Source organism: Kitasatospora sp. NPDC088346 (assembly GCF_044740765.1).
GTDB lineage: Bacteria > Actinomycetota > Actinomycetes > Streptomycetales > Streptomycetaceae > Kitasatospora.
Genome location: NZ_JBIURH010000031.1, coordinates 19,373 through 34,283 on the forward strand (window position 1 = coordinate 19,373; position 14,911 = coordinate 34,283).

At 72.6% G+C, this 14,911-nt stretch carries 16 protein-coding genes; 11 read left to right on the top strand and 5 right to left on the bottom strand.

Annotation, left to right across the window (positions count from 1 at the left end; translation table 11 throughout):
• Window positions 1–72 precede the first annotated feature (72 nt).
• The 5 genes from ACIOFR_RS29700 to ACIOFR_RS29720 form a co-directional block, all read right to left on the bottom strand.
• The gene (locus ACIOFR_RS29700) at window positions 73–1,095 is read right to left on the bottom strand and encodes a DUF317 domain-containing protein (RefSeq protein ID WP_401002301.1); all 1,023 of its coding nucleotides are present in this window, start codon (window positions 1,093–1,095) and stop codon (window positions 73–75) included.
• A 30-nt stretch (window positions 1,096–1,125) separates the two neighbouring features.
• Window positions 1,126–1,983 (bottom strand): DUF317 domain-containing protein, encoded by an 858-nt coding sequence (locus ACIOFR_RS29705; protein ID WP_401002302.1) that lies wholly within the window; start codon window positions 1,981–1,983, stop codon window positions 1,126–1,128.
• Window positions 1,980–2,735 carry a DUF317 domain-containing protein gene (locus ACIOFR_RS29710; RefSeq protein WP_401002303.1) on the bottom strand — a complete coding sequence of 252 codons (756 nt, stop codon included), beginning with the start codon at window positions 2,733–2,735 and terminating at the stop codon, window positions 1,980–1,982. Before ACIOFR_RS29710 ends, ACIOFR_RS29705 begins: the two co-directional genes overlap by 4 nt.
• A 60-nt stretch (window positions 2,736–2,795) precedes the next feature.
• The gene (locus ACIOFR_RS29715; protein ID WP_401002304.1) at window positions 2,796–3,566 is read right to left on the bottom strand and encodes a DUF317 domain-containing protein; all 771 of its coding nucleotides are present in this window, start codon (window positions 3,564–3,566) and stop codon (window positions 2,796–2,798) included.
• A gap of 69 nt (window positions 3,567–3,635) precedes the next feature.
• Window positions 3,636–4,388, bottom strand: coding sequence for a DNA-methyltransferase (locus ACIOFR_RS29720; RefSeq protein WP_401002305.1), 753 nt, complete (start codon window positions 4,386–4,388; stop codon window positions 3,636–3,638).
• A gap of 435 nt (window positions 4,389–4,823) precedes the next feature.
• On the opposite strand from ACIOFR_RS29720, the gene ACIOFR_RS29725 reads away from it, so the two are divergent.
• The 11 genes from ACIOFR_RS29725 to ACIOFR_RS29775 all read left to right on the top strand — a co-directional run bounded on the left by ACIOFR_RS29725 (window position 4,824) and on the right by ACIOFR_RS29775 (window position 14,902).
• A complete protein-coding gene (locus ACIOFR_RS29725) occupies window positions 4,824–5,936 on the top strand; it encodes a C40 family peptidase (RefSeq protein WP_401002306.1) in 1,113 nt (370 codons plus the stop codon).
• 97 nt (window positions 5,937–6,033) lie between these two features.
• The gene (locus tag ACIOFR_RS29730) at window positions 6,034–6,354 is read left to right on the top strand and encodes a DUF6112 family protein (protein WP_401002307.1); all 321 of its coding nucleotides are present in this window, start codon (window positions 6,034–6,036) and stop codon (window positions 6,352–6,354) included.
• Window positions 6,355–7,041 (top strand): hypothetical protein, encoded by a 687-nt coding sequence (locus tag ACIOFR_RS29735; RefSeq protein ID WP_401002308.1) that lies wholly within the window; start codon window positions 6,355–6,357, stop codon window positions 7,039–7,041.
• 89 nt (window positions 7,042–7,130) lie between these two features.
• Window positions 7,131–8,537, top strand: a complete 1,407-nt coding sequence (locus ACIOFR_RS29740; RefSeq protein WP_401002309.1) for a conjugal transfer protein TrbL family protein — start codon at window positions 7,131–7,133, stop codon at window positions 8,535–8,537.
• A gap of 24 nt (window positions 8,538–8,561) precedes the next feature.
• A complete protein-coding gene (locus tag ACIOFR_RS29745) occupies window positions 8,562–10,112 on the top strand; it encodes an SCO6880 family protein (protein WP_401002310.1) in 1,551 nt (516 codons plus the stop codon).
• Between the two features lie 17 nt (window positions 10,113–10,129).
• Entirely contained in the window at window positions 10,130–10,540 is a 411-nt protein-coding gene (locus ACIOFR_RS29750) for a DUF6238 family protein (RefSeq protein WP_401002311.1), read from the top strand.
• A 22-nt stretch (window positions 10,541–10,562) separates the two neighbouring features.
• The gene (locus ACIOFR_RS29755; protein WP_401002312.1) at window positions 10,563–12,089 is read left to right on the top strand and encodes an ATP-binding protein; all 1,527 of its coding nucleotides are present in this window, start codon (window positions 10,563–10,565) and stop codon (window positions 12,087–12,089) included.
• A gap of 94 nt (window positions 12,090–12,183) precedes the next feature.
• Complete coding sequence (locus tag ACIOFR_RS29760; RefSeq protein WP_401002313.1) at window positions 12,184–12,966, top strand: ParB N-terminal domain-containing protein; 783 nt, start codon at window positions 12,184–12,186, stop codon at window positions 12,964–12,966.
• Window positions 12,963–13,460 (top strand): hypothetical protein, encoded by a 498-nt coding sequence (locus tag ACIOFR_RS29765; RefSeq protein ID WP_401002314.1) that lies wholly within the window; start codon window positions 12,963–12,965, stop codon window positions 13,458–13,460. Before ACIOFR_RS29760 ends, ACIOFR_RS29765 begins: the two co-directional genes overlap by 4 nt.
• Before the next feature lie 46 nt (window positions 13,461–13,506).
• On the top strand, window positions 13,507–14,169 hold the full coding sequence (locus ACIOFR_RS29770) for a hypothetical protein (RefSeq protein ID WP_401002315.1): 663 nt from the start codon (window positions 13,507–13,509) through the stop codon (window positions 14,167–14,169).
• A 280-nt stretch (window positions 14,170–14,449) separates the two neighbouring features.
• Window positions 14,450–14,902 carry a hypothetical protein gene (locus ACIOFR_RS29775; protein ID WP_401002316.1) on the top strand — a complete coding sequence of 151 codons (453 nt, stop codon included), beginning with the start codon at window positions 14,450–14,452 and terminating at the stop codon, window positions 14,900–14,902.
• The last annotated feature ends 9 nt before the right edge of the window (window positions 14,903–14,911 follow it).

Genomic DNA, 14,911 nt, shown 5'->3' on the forward strand with positions numbered 1-14,911 from the left:
GGTTTCTCCTTGTCGGCCGCGGTGCAGGCGTCGGGCGCGGCGGCGCTGCACGGGAAGGGGTAGCGGCTGGGGTCAGCGGCGTCTCGGGCCGGGCGTGGTCGTGGTCCAGGCGAGCCGGGTGCTGGCGTCGGCGGGGGCGGCTAGGAGGATCCTCGGGGCGGTGCGGACTCGGGCTGCGGCCCGCTGGAGGTCGGCCGGGGTGGGAGCCGGTGGGGTGATCGGCGTGATCGAGGCCGTTCGTCGGCTGTAGGGGCCGAGTTCGCTGCGGTAGCGCGGGATGGGGGCGGGGTCGAGCATGGCGGCGGAGGCGGCGTCGAGGATCCGGGACGGTGTGCCGCTGCTGAACCGTCCGTACCAGCCTGTCCTGGACACGGTGCCGATGGTGTACCGGCCGTCCTGGCCGGCCTGTTCGGCGTCCTCGCGGGCGAGCGGGCGCAGGCTGTAGGTGACCTTGGCCAGGGTGTCGGGTGAGTGCAGGGTGAGCTGTCCGGTATCGACTTCGTGGGCGGTCCAGCCGGCTGCGGCGTAGGGTGCGATCCACTCCAGTGGGCCGGCGGTGCGCTCGGTGAGCCATGCGTCCTCGCTCGGCCGGTAGAGGTCGGCGAGTTTCGTGGTGACGGCGGTGACGATCTCGGTCGGTGTGTCATCGGAGAAGCTCGCCACCCAGTGGGGGTCGGCGAAGGGCCCCGGGGCGACGGCGAGCTGCCACAGGGTGTCCCAGTCCTGCTCCGGGATGAACCCGATGCGGATCCGACCGTCTGCGGTGGTCAGGTAGAAGTTGCCGTACTCGTCGTTGTGGGCCCGAGTGTCCGGTAGGTCGAGGAGCGGTTGAAGGGCGAAGTCCCCGGTGTAGCGGCTGCCTGCCAGGTAGACGGGGTGGACGTGGGTGTCTCCGTCGGTCTCGGTTGCCGCGGCCTGGGTGGTGGAGGTCAGGTGGGTCTCCGTAGGGATCGGGGGTGGGGCCTTGGCGGTGGGCGGGTCCGGCTCCTGCTCGGAAGCGCGGCAGGAGCGTTGGTGGTCCTGGTGGCCGCGCCCGCGGGCGCGGCCACGGCTGCGGTGCTGGTGCCCGGTTCGGTACGACCGCCGGAACGGCATTCGTGCTCTCCCGTTGTGGCACTGGGTCGGTCACGAGCGTCGCTTCGCCTGCCTGATGGCCGACTCGGTGGAACCGGGCCGGAGCGCATGAGCGCCAGGGGACGTGTGGCGTCCGCGGACGGCGGCGGCTGCTCGGCGCGGGTGCCGCGCCTCGGCGCGGACCTGCGTCAGGTTGGGCGCGGGCACCTGGTTCATGAGCCGCGTGGCGGGCAGCGGCTGGACGACCTCGTCGAGAGCGGCCGTGATCAGCATGCTCGGGGTGTTCCGGGTGAACTGGGCCTGCCATCGGGCGTCGGCGTATCCTCGCGGGCCTGCCCACAGAGTGACTTCCACCGCCGAGGCGGGGTGGTGCGCACCGGATTCCTGTGTGCGGATGCCGCCCGTACGGTCGGGGCGGATGAACTCCTGCGCGGGCTGGTACTCCTGCCAGGGCGGGTCGCCCGCCGCCACGGACTGCAGAATCGCTTCGCGGCGGGGGTGCCGGCCCCACAGGAGTTCGTCGCTCGCAGTCGCCGAGAAGGAGTTCAGCGCTGCGGACAGCTGGCGGGCCGCGGCCATCACCACCTCGACCGGCGTCCGGGTGCAGAACGTGGCCCGCCAGTCGAGTTCGCCGACCGGCGACTCGTAGGAGGCGATGGTCCAGCGTGGTCCGGTTGTCGCCTCGTGGTCGAGTTCGATCCTGGCGGTGAGCTGTTCGTGGACGGCGACCGAGGTCTCGTCGTTCGGACGGTAGCGCTTCCAGCCGGGGCAGTCCTCGAAGAACTCGGCAAAGCCCGCATCGGGGTCGCCGGGACCGGCCAGGTGGCCCGGGGTGACGGTGACGAGGGTGTCGGGAGCCAGGGCCCGGCTTCCGGAGGCCGGGGGCGACGGGATGTGGTCATCGCTCACGGACGGGCCTGCGGGCGGCGGCGGGCCACCGGGTGGGTGCGCAGGAGGGACCGGTGGAGCATGGGGATCTGGGAGGCGTGGCGCTCGTAGTGGCCGGGGTCGGTGACGGTGCGCACTGCGGCGAGGAGGACGGCGGTGGGGATGCAGCGGCTGAACTCGGCTCGCCACCAGTCGTCTTGGTGGCCGCGGGCCCCGGCGCGGAGGGTGAAGACGGTGTCGAGCGGGTCGCTGCCGGAGCGTTCGACGAAGCGGTGGACGCGCAGGGCGGCGGTGCCGTCGGGGTTGTCGAGGGTGAGGGTGGTGCGCAGGTCGCCGGCGCGGGTCCAGTGGTGGGCGCGCGTGGTTTCGGCGTCGAGGGCGTCCGCGGTACCGGCGACCGGGTGGTCGTGTCCCCAGAGCTGCCGGTCGCGTTCGGCGTCGGTGCTCTGGGCCAGGGCGAAGGCGAGGCGGCGGGCCACGGCCGTCACGACCTCGGCCGGGGTTCGGGCATCGAACGTGGCGTGCCATTCGAGCAGGCCGGCGGGGTGGCTCAGGGAGGCCATCGTCCAGCGTGGCCCGTCGTCGTCCGGGTCGAGGGTCAGCAGGACGGGGTGCCGCTGGTGCGCGGCGACGAGCTGGTTGCCGACCGGTGTCAGCGTCCAGTCCTCGCGTCCCCTGGTGAACGTGTGCAGGGCGTGCGGGGCGTCGCCGGGGCCGGCGAGGTATCCGGGGTGGACGACCATCGGCATGTCGTGGGCGGGCGGCGGCGTCATCGGTGCTCCAGAGAGGTGGGGGCGGCCCCGGTTGTTCCGGGGCCGCCCTGCGTGCGGGTTCTACAGCAGGCTGGCGGCGCGTTCGGCCTTGAGGAGCGCGGCGATCTTGCGGGCCCGCGCGGTGCCGACGGGGATGCCGCGGGCGCGCAGGCCCTCGGCCAGGGCCGTCGCCGAGGTGCGTCCGGTCTCGGCGACGACCTTGCGGGCGGCGGCGAGCAGCGTCTCCAGCGGCGCGCTCGCCCGGCCGGCGTGCGGGCCGTCGGCCGTCTCCGGTGCGAAGCCGCAGGTGGGGTGCTCGTCGAGCGGGTGGCAGGCCGCGGCGATGAGGTGGGCGGGTGTCGCCGCGTCGAAGTGGGCGTGCCAGCGGCGTCCGTCGTCGTGCAGGCCCCACAGCCGCCACCCCGCTCGGGTGAGGTAGGTGCGGTCCAGGCCGAAGGCCCGGGGGCAGCCGCACCAAGCGGGCGAGGTGGCGCCGGGGCAGTGCCTGGCCGAGGCCAGGAGGTCGTCCGGGTCCTCGACAGCGGGTCCCACGAGCGCGCGCTGCTGGTCGTAGCGGTCGGGCTGCGCGAGGTCGTGGGCGAGCGCGCACATCAGCGAGCCGATCACCGTGTCGGGCGCGGTGTCGTCGAAGCGGGCGCGCCACAGCGGCTCGCCGGTCGGCCCGTTGTAGGCGGCGACGGTGACGGCGCTGTCCCAGGCGGGTGTCGACGGGAAGTGCAGCCGAACCCGCTGGCAGGGGCTGGCGAACACCTCTCCGCCGTCCGGGAGCTGGTGCAGGCTCCAGCCGTCGAAGCAGTCCTTGTCCGGGGTTTCGGGCTCGGCGGCGGGCATGGCGGGGCAGTTGCTGGGCAGGTCGACTCCAAGATCGGGATGGGGCGGCGCGCGGAGGAGCAGGGCGGGCTACGCGGGCTGCACGGCGGCTTCCTCGGCGGCGAGCTTGGCCTCGGCAAGGCGCTGCTCGGCGATGTCGGCGTAGTGGTCGGTCAGTTCCACGCCGAGGAAGGAACGGCCTTCGAGGAGAGCGGCGACCCCGGTGGACCCGGATCCGGCGGTGAAGTCGAGGATCCGGCCGCCGGGCGGGCAGATCTGCACCAGCTCGCGCATCATGCCGACCGGCTTCTGCGTGATGTGCTGGCGCTTGGAGCCGCTGGGCTGGCTGCCCTCCAGGAGCCCCTTGAGGTAGACCGGGTTGCGGTCGCCGTCCATCGCTCCCTTGGAGCCCCAGACCACGAACTCGGCGTTCTGGGTGAAGCGCCCCTTCTGCGGGCGGGCGGAGGGCTTGTACCAGGGCACGATGCCGCGCCACAGCCAGCCGCCGGCCTGCATCGCGTCGGTGGTGGTCGGCAACTGCCTCCAGTCCGCGAAGATGCAGGCGGTGCCGCCGTCCACCGTCAGCCGGAAGGCCTCGGCGAGCAGCTGGGACAGCCAGAAGCCGTACGACCTCTGGTCTTTGTTCTCGCCGGGGAAGTCCGGCAGGACCCGCTTGGAGCCCGCGGTCGTGTACTTGTCGCGGGCGGACCGGCCGACGCGCTCCTGGGTGGTGCGGCCTCCGCTGTTGTAGGGCGGGTCGCAGATCACGCAGTCAAAGGAGCCGCTCTCCAGTTCACTCAGGCGGGTCAGGGCATCGCCCCGGTGGAGGGTGTAGTCGGGCAAGGAACCTCGCAAGATGGGGGCCAACAGGCTGCGCCATGGCCTTTCGGCGGCGCACAGAAAGGCCCGCGGCGTGGTACACCGGCGGGCCTGGAGAGACCATAGGCGCCGCAATATCTCCCGTGCAAGGAATTCACGCATATTCGCGGATATCCGTGAATTCCTTGCACGGGAGATATGCGGGCCCTTAGCGTGTTCACCGACGCCGAGAGTGCCTTGACCAGCACCGATGGAAGCGGGAACTTCCGCCGGTTACTGCGGGCGCCAATCTCTCGGGTGTCATTCGACCCTCTCACCGCTGCGCCGGGACGCCTTTGGACGAGCCGCCCGCGCTCCACACGATCGGAGTTTCCACGTGACGGGAATCAACCTGCCCATCTCCACCTTTGCCCGCCCGCCGGGCGCCGACCGAAAGGGTGCGGCCGACCGGCGGGCCGTGTGAAGAAGGTCGCCGCCGGTCTCGGCGCCGCCGTTCTTCTGACACCGTTCGCGCTGATCCTTCCCCTGGCGATCGTCACCGCCAAGGACGCCTCCGCCGCGTGCTCGACCTCGGGCAATCCACAGGCTGTGGACGCGGCGGCGGTCGAAGCCGCGGTCAAGCAGATCCTGGGCGGCCAGGTCGGGCCGACCACCCCGGTGCCGGGCCTGGATCTGCCGAGCGTGCAGATCCCAATGGCCCAACAGATCGTCGCCACCGGTGTCGCGCTGCAGGTCCCTCCCCGGGCCCAGGTGATCGCGCTGGCCACCGCCATGCAGGAGTCGCGGCTGCGGAACCTGAACGGCGGCGACCGCGACTCGCTCGGCCTCTTCCAGCAACGCCCGTCCCAGGGCTGGGGATCCGTCGAGCAGATCATGGACCCGGTGTACGCGAGCACGTCCTTCTACAAGGCGCTGCTGAAGGTGAAGGGCTGGCAGGAGATGCCGCTCACCGTCGCCGCGCAGGAGGTGCAGCGCAGCGGATTCCCCGACGCCTACGCGCAATGGGAGACGCTGGCCATCGCCCTGCAGCAGGCGGTCGGTGCGGCCATCGGCGCCCCGGCGACAGGCACCGCGCCCGTCGCCGGCGCCGGGTCGTGCACACCGCCGGGTACGGACACCGACTGGGGACTGATCCCGGCGGGCGCCCTTCCGCCCGGCTACCAGATCCCTACCGACGTGCCGCAGGCCGTCCAGTCCGCGATCCGTTGGGCGCTGGGCCAGTTGGGCACGCCGTACCAGTGGGGCGGGCTGTGCACCGACAGCCACGGCCCGGATCCGATGGGCCGCTGCGACTGCTCCAGCCTGATGCAGCAGGCGTACAAGGCCGGCGGCGCCACCCTCGCCCGCGTCACCTACGACCAGGTCAAGCAGGGCTCCGTCGTCACGCTCGGCGACCTGCGGGCCGGTGACCTGCTGTTCACCGAACCCGGCCCCAAGGGGCCCGAGCACGTGGGCATGTACATCGGTTCCGGCCTCGTCGTGCACGCCCCGCACACGGGTGACGTGGTGCGGATCGCTCAGTTCAGTGCGTGGAAATCCGGCGTGACCGACATCCGCCGCGTCGCCCCCTGAGCTTTCGCCTCTCCCCCTTTTTCTCTCTCTTTCTCTCGCGCCGCGACGGCGCCGCTTCGCGCTCTCGCGCGCCCAAATCCCCTTCCGGAGAACCCGTTTGTCGTCGCTCATCCTTGCCGCCGAGGCTGTCTCCCACCTCGCCTACGATCCGGGTGTCGCCCCGGCCGAGGGCGGTCTGCCGGGCCTCACGGTCCTCAAGCAGGTCGTGTCCTCGATCAACCTGTTCGCCGTGGTCGCGACCGTAGGCGCGATGTGCGTCGCCGGCGTCGTCTGGGCCTGGGGCCACCACTCGGGATCACACGGAGCCGAACAGAAGGGCAAGCAGGGCGCCATGGTCGCCGGGGGCGTCGCCCTGCTCCTCGGCGCCGCCAACGGGCTCGTGGCCTTCTTCTCCGCGCTCGGGACGCAGGTCAAGTAAGTGCCCAAGCCCCTTTCCACCAGCGGCGGTTCGCCCTTGCGGCACCGGCTGCTGATCGGACTGGGCGTGCTGCTGGTCGTCGGCCTGCTGGCCGGGCTCCTCGCCCGGCTGGCAGGCGGCGGCCACACCGCCCCTCCCCCGGCCGGCCCCTCGCCCGCCGCCCGCCCTGATCCCACACCCGCCCCACCGGTCGGACCGCCGGACACCCTGCCCGCGGAAGCGGGCCCCACCGTCGCCCGGCCGCCGCACACCACCAGCCCGACCGACTTCGCTGCGGCGTTCGCCCAGACACTGTGGACCTACGACGCCCGCGCGGTCACCCAGGAGGGCTTCGTCTCCGGCCTGCGACTGTGGCTCACCCCGGAGATCGAGTACGCCGACGGCGCCAGCGTCGAGGGCCAGGTGCCGGACCCGGTGCTGTGGTCCCGGCTGCGCGACAACGCCCAGACCTCCACGGCCCGCGACATCGAGGCCCACGTCCCCGCGACCTACGCCCAGGCCATCGCGAATGACCCGACCGCCCTCACCAGGGCGTACATCTACGCCGTCACCGTCACCGGCAAGGTCGACATCGCCTGGAGCGACGGCGGCCGGGGCGCCGAGGCCCGCGCGCTGACCCTCGCCGTCCAGTGCCGCCCGGGCAAGGACTGCACGCTCGCCGCCATCGCCCCCACCGTCTACCCCTGACCCCCGTCCCGCTCTACCACTAGGAGGACACCATCGGATTTTGTGATCTTCCGGGTGCGGGGTTGCTGTGCGACACCGTCGTCGGCGGCGTGTCCGACTCCATCACCTCCAGCATCGGCAACTGGATCGCGAAGTCGGCCGGCGACCTCGCCAAGTCGGCCGTCGACCTCGCCAGCCGTGCCGTCGACCAGACCACCAACGTCGACCTCGGTGCCGCCTGGTTCCGCACCAACTACGCCCTCATCCTGCCCATCGCCCTGACCATGATCGTGATGACCTTCACGCTTCAACTGGTGAGGGCCGCCTGGAGACGTGACGGCCAGGCCCTCGGCCAGGCCGTCACCGCCACCATCAGCTCAGTGTTCTTCGCCATGTGCGCGATCTCCTTCACCAGCGTCGCGCTGGTGGTCGTCGACGCGCTGTCGCGTGGGCTGTTCACCATCGCCAACTCCTCGATGGACGATGCAGTGCGGCGCCTCGTCAAGGTCAGCATGATCACCATCACCACCCCGCTGGGCTGGGCCGTACCGTCCCTGGTCGCGCTCGGCTGCGCCGTCGGCGCGATCCTCTACTGGGGCATGATGATCTTCCGCAAGGTGTCGATCCTCGTGCTGGTGATCCTCGCGCCGTTCGCTGCCGCGGGCGGCCCGTGGGAGCCGACCCGCGACTGGAAGCGCCGCTGGGTGGAGGCGACCGCCACCGTCGTGTTCTCCAAGCTCGTGATGACGATCATCATGCTGGTCGGCGTGTCCGCCCTCGGGAAGTCCGACACCAAGGACGGCATACAGGCTCTCAGCGACATCATCGCCGGCTTGGTCGTCATGGCCCTGGTCCTCCTGTCGCCCTTCATGATCTACAAGTTCGTCCACTGGGCCGGTGACGGGCAGTCGCACGACCTGCACCGCTCGACCGCCGCCGGCCTGCAGGTCGCGAGCGCCGCCGCCAAGAAGGGCGGACAGATGGCCATGGGCGCAGGCGGCGGAGCCGCGGCCGGGGCCGGCGCCGCCGGATCCACCCCGCAGGGCCCGGCCCAGATCCCCGGCACGCAGTCCGGCGCCACTGCCAACGCCTCCGGCAGCGGCGCCGCACCGCAGGGTCCTGGAGCAGTCGACCTCGCCAAGGCCGCGCCCACCTCGTTCAAGTACGGGCAGCAGCGCAGCGGCGACGGCGACGGCGGCGTTCCGCTGATCAGCCGCTCCGACCGCGCCGACGGTGACAAGGGCCGACCGCTCGTCACCCGCGCCGGATCCCCCGGCGCCTCCGCTCCTTCCGGCAGCTCGACAGCCTCGGCAGCCCACGCGGCGGCCGGCTCCCCTGCCCTGAAGACCTCGGGCACGGCAGCCCCGGCTTCCTCCGCCACGGCACCCGCCGCCCCCGCCTCCGCCGGGCCGGCCTTCGATCCCGTGATCGCACAGCCCTCCGGGCCTTCCGCCGCAGGCGCGGCCTCCGGCGCCGGCCAGCGCTTCACGTTCCCCCAGCGCCCGCCGTCCCCCTGACGGCCCGGCGCTTCCCCCCGCCCCATGTGCAGAAACGTCTCTGCCTGCTCCTCCCGGTCCTGCCCCGTCGGGAGGAGCAGGGGCAGGCTCCCCGCCCCCGCACCCCGAGAGCATCCCCTGACGCCCAGCGAGACACCCGCCACGATCAAGTTCCCCTCCCGCTCCCGCCGGGGCATCCTCCTCGGCCTCACCCTCCCCCAGCTCGTCGCCACCGCCTTCGGCGGTGCCCTCCTGCTCGCCGTCCTGATGACCGTCGGCATCCTCGGCGCCCTCGCCCTGACCCCGCTGTGGGTACTGCTCGCCGTCGCCGTCGTCTTCCGCATACGCGGCCGGTCCCTCGCCGAGTGGGCACCGATCGGCCTGCGCTACTGGCTGCGCCGCACCCGCGGGCAGCTGATCTGGCTGGCCCGGCCCTCCACCCGGCCAACCGTCGAGGGCCTGCTGCACCTGCCCGGCACCGCCGCCTCGCTGCGCGCGGTCACCTCGCCCGACGGGCGGCTCGGCGCCGTCCACGACCAGCAGCAGGGGACACTCACCGCCGTCACCCGCGTCTCCTCCCGGGCCTTCGCCCTGCTCGACCCGGCCACGCAGTCCGACAACGTCCGCGGCTGGGGCCGGGCACTCGCCGCCCTGTCCCGCTCCGGACAGATCGCCCGCATCCAGGTCCTGGAACGCACCGTCCCCGACAGCGGCGACGCCCTGCAGCGGTACTGGCTGGAACACGGCCTGCCCAACACCCCGGTCGCCGGCCCGATCTACGCCGACCTGCTCGCAGCCGCCGGCCCCGCCGCGGCCCCCCACGAGGCCTACATCGCCATCGCCCTCGACCTGCGCGAGGCCCGGCGCCTGATCAACCAGGCCGGCGGCGGCCTGGCCGGTGCATTCTCGGTCCTGGCCCAGCTCACCGCCTCGCTCGACCAGTCCGTGCGCGGCGCGGGCCTGGTGCCCGGCGGCTGGCTCACCGCCGGCGAGATCGCCGCCGTCGTTCGCACCGCCTACGACCCCGCCGTCCTCGGCGCCCTGGAACGCTGGTCCGACTCCGGCCGCCCCGAGGCCGACGTCGCCGCCGCCGGCCCCGTCGTCCTCGTCGAGGAACCCGAGAAGATCCGCACCGACAGCGCGCACCACGCCACCTTCTGGATCGAGCAGTGGCCCCGCACCGAAACCTCGGCAGGCTTCCTCCACCAGCTCCTGTACTCCTCGGGCGTGCGGCGAACGCTGTCCCTGCACTACACGCCGCAGCAGATCGACGCCGCCCTCAAGGACGTCCAGCGCAAGAAGGCCACCATCGTGGCCGACGCCGCCGAGCGTGTGCGCCGGGGCCAGGTCGACTCCGAGGCCGACACCGTCGAGTACGCCGACGTGAAGGCACGCGAGCTCCAGCTGATCGCCGGACACGCCGATGTCGCCATGACCGGCCTGCTCGTGGTGTCCGCCGACGACGCCGAGCAGCTCAGCGCCGCCTGCGCCCAGGTCGAGACCGCCGCCGTCGCCGCCCTGATCGACCTGCGCCGCCTCACCCTCCAGCAGGCCGAGGCCTTCACCGCCGCCGCCCTCCCGCTGGCCCGCCTCTGACCGCCGAAGGGCACCCCATGCACGACGAGCCGAACCTGATCGGGTTCGCCACCACCGCCCTCGCCTGCCACCGCGACACCGAGCTGACCAGCGACCAGCCACTGACGCGCGTCGAACTCGACGCCCTGCACGAGCACGCCGTCACGCTGCACGTGCTCCTCGACCACGCCACGGTCCGCACCCGCGCCCACGCCACCGCCGAGGGCGACCAGCTCCACAACGCCAGGATCCGGATGTGGCAGGTCAGCGAGTACCTGCACGCCGCCTACCACGCCGCCCCCCGCCCCGACGGACGCGCGCCCACCCGAGAGGCCTGCGCACTGCGCCTTCCCGAAGGCGCCCCCGACCTCACCATCTGCCAGCGCCACCTCAAGGCCTCCACCCGCGTGCGGCAGATCAGCACCCCCACCGACCTGATCCGCCGCTGAGCCCGGAGAGAGCGCCCGCCCCTTGACCAAGAACACCAGCGCCAGCGCCCTGTTCACGCCCAGCCGCAGCGACCGGGACCGCCGCCGCCAGGCCCGCCGCGACCTCGCCGCCGCCCACCGCGAGGCCCGCCTCGCCAACCAGCCCCGCCGACGCACCACGACTCAGGTCGACGAACTCGACGCCCGCCCCGTCTACCCGTCCTCCGGCCGCCCCGGCGCCGCCTCCGCCCGCGGCGGCAAGCTCAAACTCCCCGCCCACCGCATGACCACCGCGACCGCGAGCGGAGCGTTCCCCTTCCTCGCCGAGGGCGGCCTCGGCGCCGGCGGCATGTACATCGGCCGCGACGTCCACGCCGAAGCCGGCTTCTCGTTCGACCCCTTCGAGTTGTACGGCCGCATCGAAGGGTTCACGAATCCGAACCTGTTGCTCGCCGGCGTCATCGGCATGGGCAAGAGCGCACTCGCCAAGTCCCTTGCCCTGCGCAGCATCGCCCACGGCTACAAGATCTACATCCCCTGCGACCCCAAGGGCGAGTGGACCCCGGTGGCCGAGGCCCTCGGCGGGCGGACCATCGCGCTCGGCCCCGGCATGAGCGGCCGGCTCAACCCGCTCGACGCCCCCACGACGCCTGCCGCTGCCGACCCGGCCGAGTGGGCGACCGAAGTCCGCAAGCGCCGCCTCCTGCTCCTCGCCTCGCTGGCCCGCACCGTGCTGCACCGCGACCTGGTGCCGATGGAGCACACCGCTCTCGACGTCGCGCTGGACGAGGTCGTCGCCGAAGCCCACCGTACCGACCGGGTGCCGCTGCTCGGCGACGTCGCCGCCATGCTCGGCAACGCCCGACGCCTCGACGACGCCCTCGGAGACCCCGCGCGACGCCTCGGCGCAGCGGCTGAGGACCTCGCGCACGCCCTGCGCCGTCTCGTCCAGGGCGACCTGGCCGGAATGTTCGACGCCCCGTCGACCGTGAGGTTCGATCCGACGGCGCCGATGCTCAGCATCGACCTCTCCAGCCTCGGCACCGCCGGCGACGACACCGGCCTGATCCTCGCCATGACCTGCGCCTCCGCATGGATGGAAGCCGCCCTGTCCGACCCCGCCGGTGGACGGCGCTGGGTCGTCTACGACGAGGCGTGGCGTCTGATGCGCCACCTGCCGCTGCTGGAGCGCATGCAGCAGCAGTGGAAGCTCAGCCGAGGCCTCGGCATCGCCAACCTCCTGGTGATCCACCGCCTGTCGGACCTGCTGTCCGCGGGCGACGCCGGATCCCGGGGCCGCGCCCTCGCGGAGGGCCTCCTCAGCGACTGCGCCACCCGCATCATCTACCGCCAGGAACCCGACCAGCTCGCCGCCACCGCGAGCCTGCTCGGCCTGACCGGCGTCGAGACCCAGGCCATCGCCGCCCTCACCCGCGGCCGGGGCCTCTACAAGATCGCGGGCAGGTCTTTCGTGGTCCAGCATCTTCTGCATCCGGCCGAGCGTGAACTGTTCGACACCGACGCAAGGATGCAGGCCGCGCCTCGCGAACCAGCCAGCGTCAGCGTGTGACAGCGCGAGCCCTGACACAGCGGTCGGCGACGGCCCTTCCCCTCAACTCTAGGACACCACCATCGAGTTCCACCCCACCGCCAACACCTTCCCGATGCTCGACGACGAGGAACTCCTCTCTCTCGCCGAAGAGATCAAGGCCAAGGGTCAGTACAACCCGATCATGCTCGACACCAGCGGTCGACTCCTCGACGGCCGCAACCGCCTCAAGGCCTGCGAGATCGCCGGCGTAGAGCCGCGATTCGCCACCTACGACGGCCCGGACCCGGCCGACTTCGCGCTGCAGATCAACATCCGTAGGCGCAACCTGACCAAGGGGCAGGTTGCCATGGTCACAGCGAGGAACTGTTCAGCGGCTGAACAGGACGGCCGTTCTGCGGGTGAACGGTCCGCTCGTTCAATCGCTGAACGGACCGGCGTCTCGCTTGGCCGGATCGGTCAGGCACTGACCGTCCTCCGCCACGCCCCCGACCTCGTGGACCAGGTCATCAACGGCGCCGTCGGCCTGGACGACGCGTACAAGGCCGCTCGGGAGACCAAGGCCCAGGCGGACTCCGTCGAGAACCAGCTCGCCCGGCTCCGCGCGGAAGACCCCGAGCTGGCGGATCGCGTCGTCGAAGGCGACTTGAGCCTGCCCGCCGCGTGGGCCGAGCGCAAGGAACGCGCCGAGGAGGAGATCCGCAGGCGAAAGGTCGCCACCCAGTTCCTGTGCGAGGTGGTTCCGCCGCTCGCGCAGGCACGCGGTACCGACACCGTGGCGCTCTACGACCCGCAGTTCATGCTGACCGGCCGGGCGATCACCGGCGAGGTGATCGAGCAGGCCATGGTGGCGCTCACCGAGATGGCCCAGGCGTGGCGGGAGCGTGAGGCCGCATGAGTGTGACTGCCGAACTCCGGCTGTGGGAGATCGTCGACGAGGCAGCGCACGCCGTAACCGACCAGAGCGGGCGGTTCCGCAAGGGCGACCTCGAAGCCGAGGTCCGCCAGCGTCTCGCCGCCACCGACCTCGAAGCCCACGTACAGGCCGCTGCTCTCGACAAGCTCGTCCACGGCCTGGTCCGCGGGTGGGGTGAGCGCCGCAGCCCCAACCCCCGGCGGAAGTCCGGGATGTTCCACCCCGAGGGCGTGCTGAAGCTGGGCTCGGGGATCTGGGTGTGGATGGACCTTGCCACGCCTACAGACCTTCTGGAATGGGGACGGCTCTCCACCCGTAACCTCGCGCGCGTCGCTCGCGCCGAGGCCGACCGGCAGGACTACGTCGCCGAGCGCCTCGACGCCTTCCGCCAGCACGGCGACCTGCTCCTCGGCCAGCTGGAACGGATCGTCTTCGGCTACGTCCACGACCCGGACTCCAGCCCCGACGCCGAGTAGACCCCCGTCACACCCCGCCCGACCGGACCACCCGCATCGGAGGCCTGTGCCCTCACCCACCATCACCTTCGCCGCCGACCCCGCCGGCGCCACCCTCGCCGCCGAGCCGGTCGACCGGGCCAGCCGTCAGTGGCTGGAGCAGGCCGGACTCGTGCGCGACGACGCGACCGGGCTGCACCGGCCCCCTCGGGACACCTCGCCGTCGGTCGTACCGCGGCTCGTCATCGACGCCACACGGCTGCTCACCGCAGCCGGCTACGACGTGCTCCGCCTCTACAGCGAGGCCGAGCAGCGGCAGGCCGTGGCCGAGCCCGCGACCGATGCGCCGTCGCTGACGCGCCTGCCGGGGACGATCTGGGTCCATGCCGTGGCCGCGGACGTGGCGGCCGGGCGTCTCGTGGTCCACGCGCGCCTGAGCCAAGCCGCCGGTCCCACCCGCCTGCTGGCGAGCTACCCGGCCGACGGCACCGCGGCGGTGCTCACCACCGAGGGCAACCGCTTCTTCGACGTCATCACCTACGACGACCTCGATGCGGCGGCGGTCGTCCTCGGGCACGAGCCGATCCTGCCAATCCCTGCGTCGGACACCCCTCGGGCGGATGCCGCGACCGCCCGGTCCGCCGCGGCGGCCCCGCCCCAGCGCGATGCCCTGCCCGCCAAGGCGCCGGCCCTCACCGCAGCACCCCGCGCCACCGGGATGCGCCAGTGAGCGCCGAGCCGTCGTACCCGCCGCCGCCCTCACCGAACAGGGCGGCCCCGACCCGCACAACCGCCGCAGCCGGTAGCAGGCCCGCCTCGTTCCGACGTTCGGAGATCATCTGTCCACACGCTCCGTCATCGCCCGCCCCACACCGAGCGGCTACCGCGGGATCTACTGCCACAGCGACGGCCTCCCCAGCCACCAACTCCCGCTGATTCTGGGCGCGTTCCAGTACCGGTTCGACGCGGACGTCGACGCCCTCGCCCGTCACCTCGTCGACGACGTCCCGGTGGGGTGGTCCGCCCTCGGCGCCGAACTTCTGGACGGCGCACCCGACGAGGTGCGCACCGCCCCTGGCGTCAGCCGGTGGCCCGGCCGCCAGTACAGCGCCGGGCCAAGGGCGGACGGCCGGGTGGAGCACCGGGCGGTCATCACGGACCGCACCACCGCCGGGCTCAGCTGGGCGTACGTGCTGCACGCCCATGGTGTCGAGGTGATCGGGCTGAGCGAGCACCGGCGGGGCCCGGTCGTGCCGTGGTCCACGGACCCGCGCGGGCGGTTCACCGACGCCCCCGCCGCCTGGCGCCTGGACGCACCCCTGCCGATCCTCTCCCGTCCGGGCCCGGCCGCTGCCGCCTCCGCCCGCTCGACCTCCGCCCGCGTCCGGTCGGCGCCGACCCCGGCGGCCTTGCCTGCCGCGCCGCCCCTGGCAGCGCCTGCTTCGCCGGGCCGTGGGCTGTGAACTCGCCCG

Excerpts from the sequence above, each read along its gene's own strand:
- ACIOFR_RS29700 (WP_401002301.1), bottom strand. The coding sequence starts at position 1,095 with ATGCCGTTCCGGCGGTCGTACCGAACCGGGCACCAGCACCGCAGCCGT.
- ACIOFR_RS29710 (WP_401002303.1), bottom strand. The coding sequence starts at position 2,735 with ATGACGCCGCCGCCCGCCCACGACATGCCGATGGTCGTCCACCCCGGA.
- ACIOFR_RS29715 (WP_401002304.1), bottom strand. The coding sequence starts at position 3,566 with ATGCCCGCCGCCGAGCCCGAAACCCCGGACAAGGACTGCTTCGACGGC.
- ACIOFR_RS29745 (WP_401002310.1), top strand. The coding sequence starts at position 8,562 with ATGTGCAGAAACGTCTCTGCCTGCTCCTCCCGGTCCTGCCCCGTCGGG.
- ACIOFR_RS29750 (WP_401002311.1), top strand. The coding sequence starts at position 10,130 with ATGCACGACGAGCCGAACCTGATCGGGTTCGCCACCACCGCCCTCGCC.
- ACIOFR_RS29760 (WP_401002313.1), top strand. The coding sequence starts at position 12,184 with ATGCTCGACGACGAGGAACTCCTCTCTCTCGCCGAAGAGATCAAGGCC.
- ACIOFR_RS29765 (WP_401002314.1), top strand. The coding sequence starts at position 12,963 with ATGAGTGTGACTGCCGAACTCCGGCTGTGGGAGATCGTCGACGAGGCA.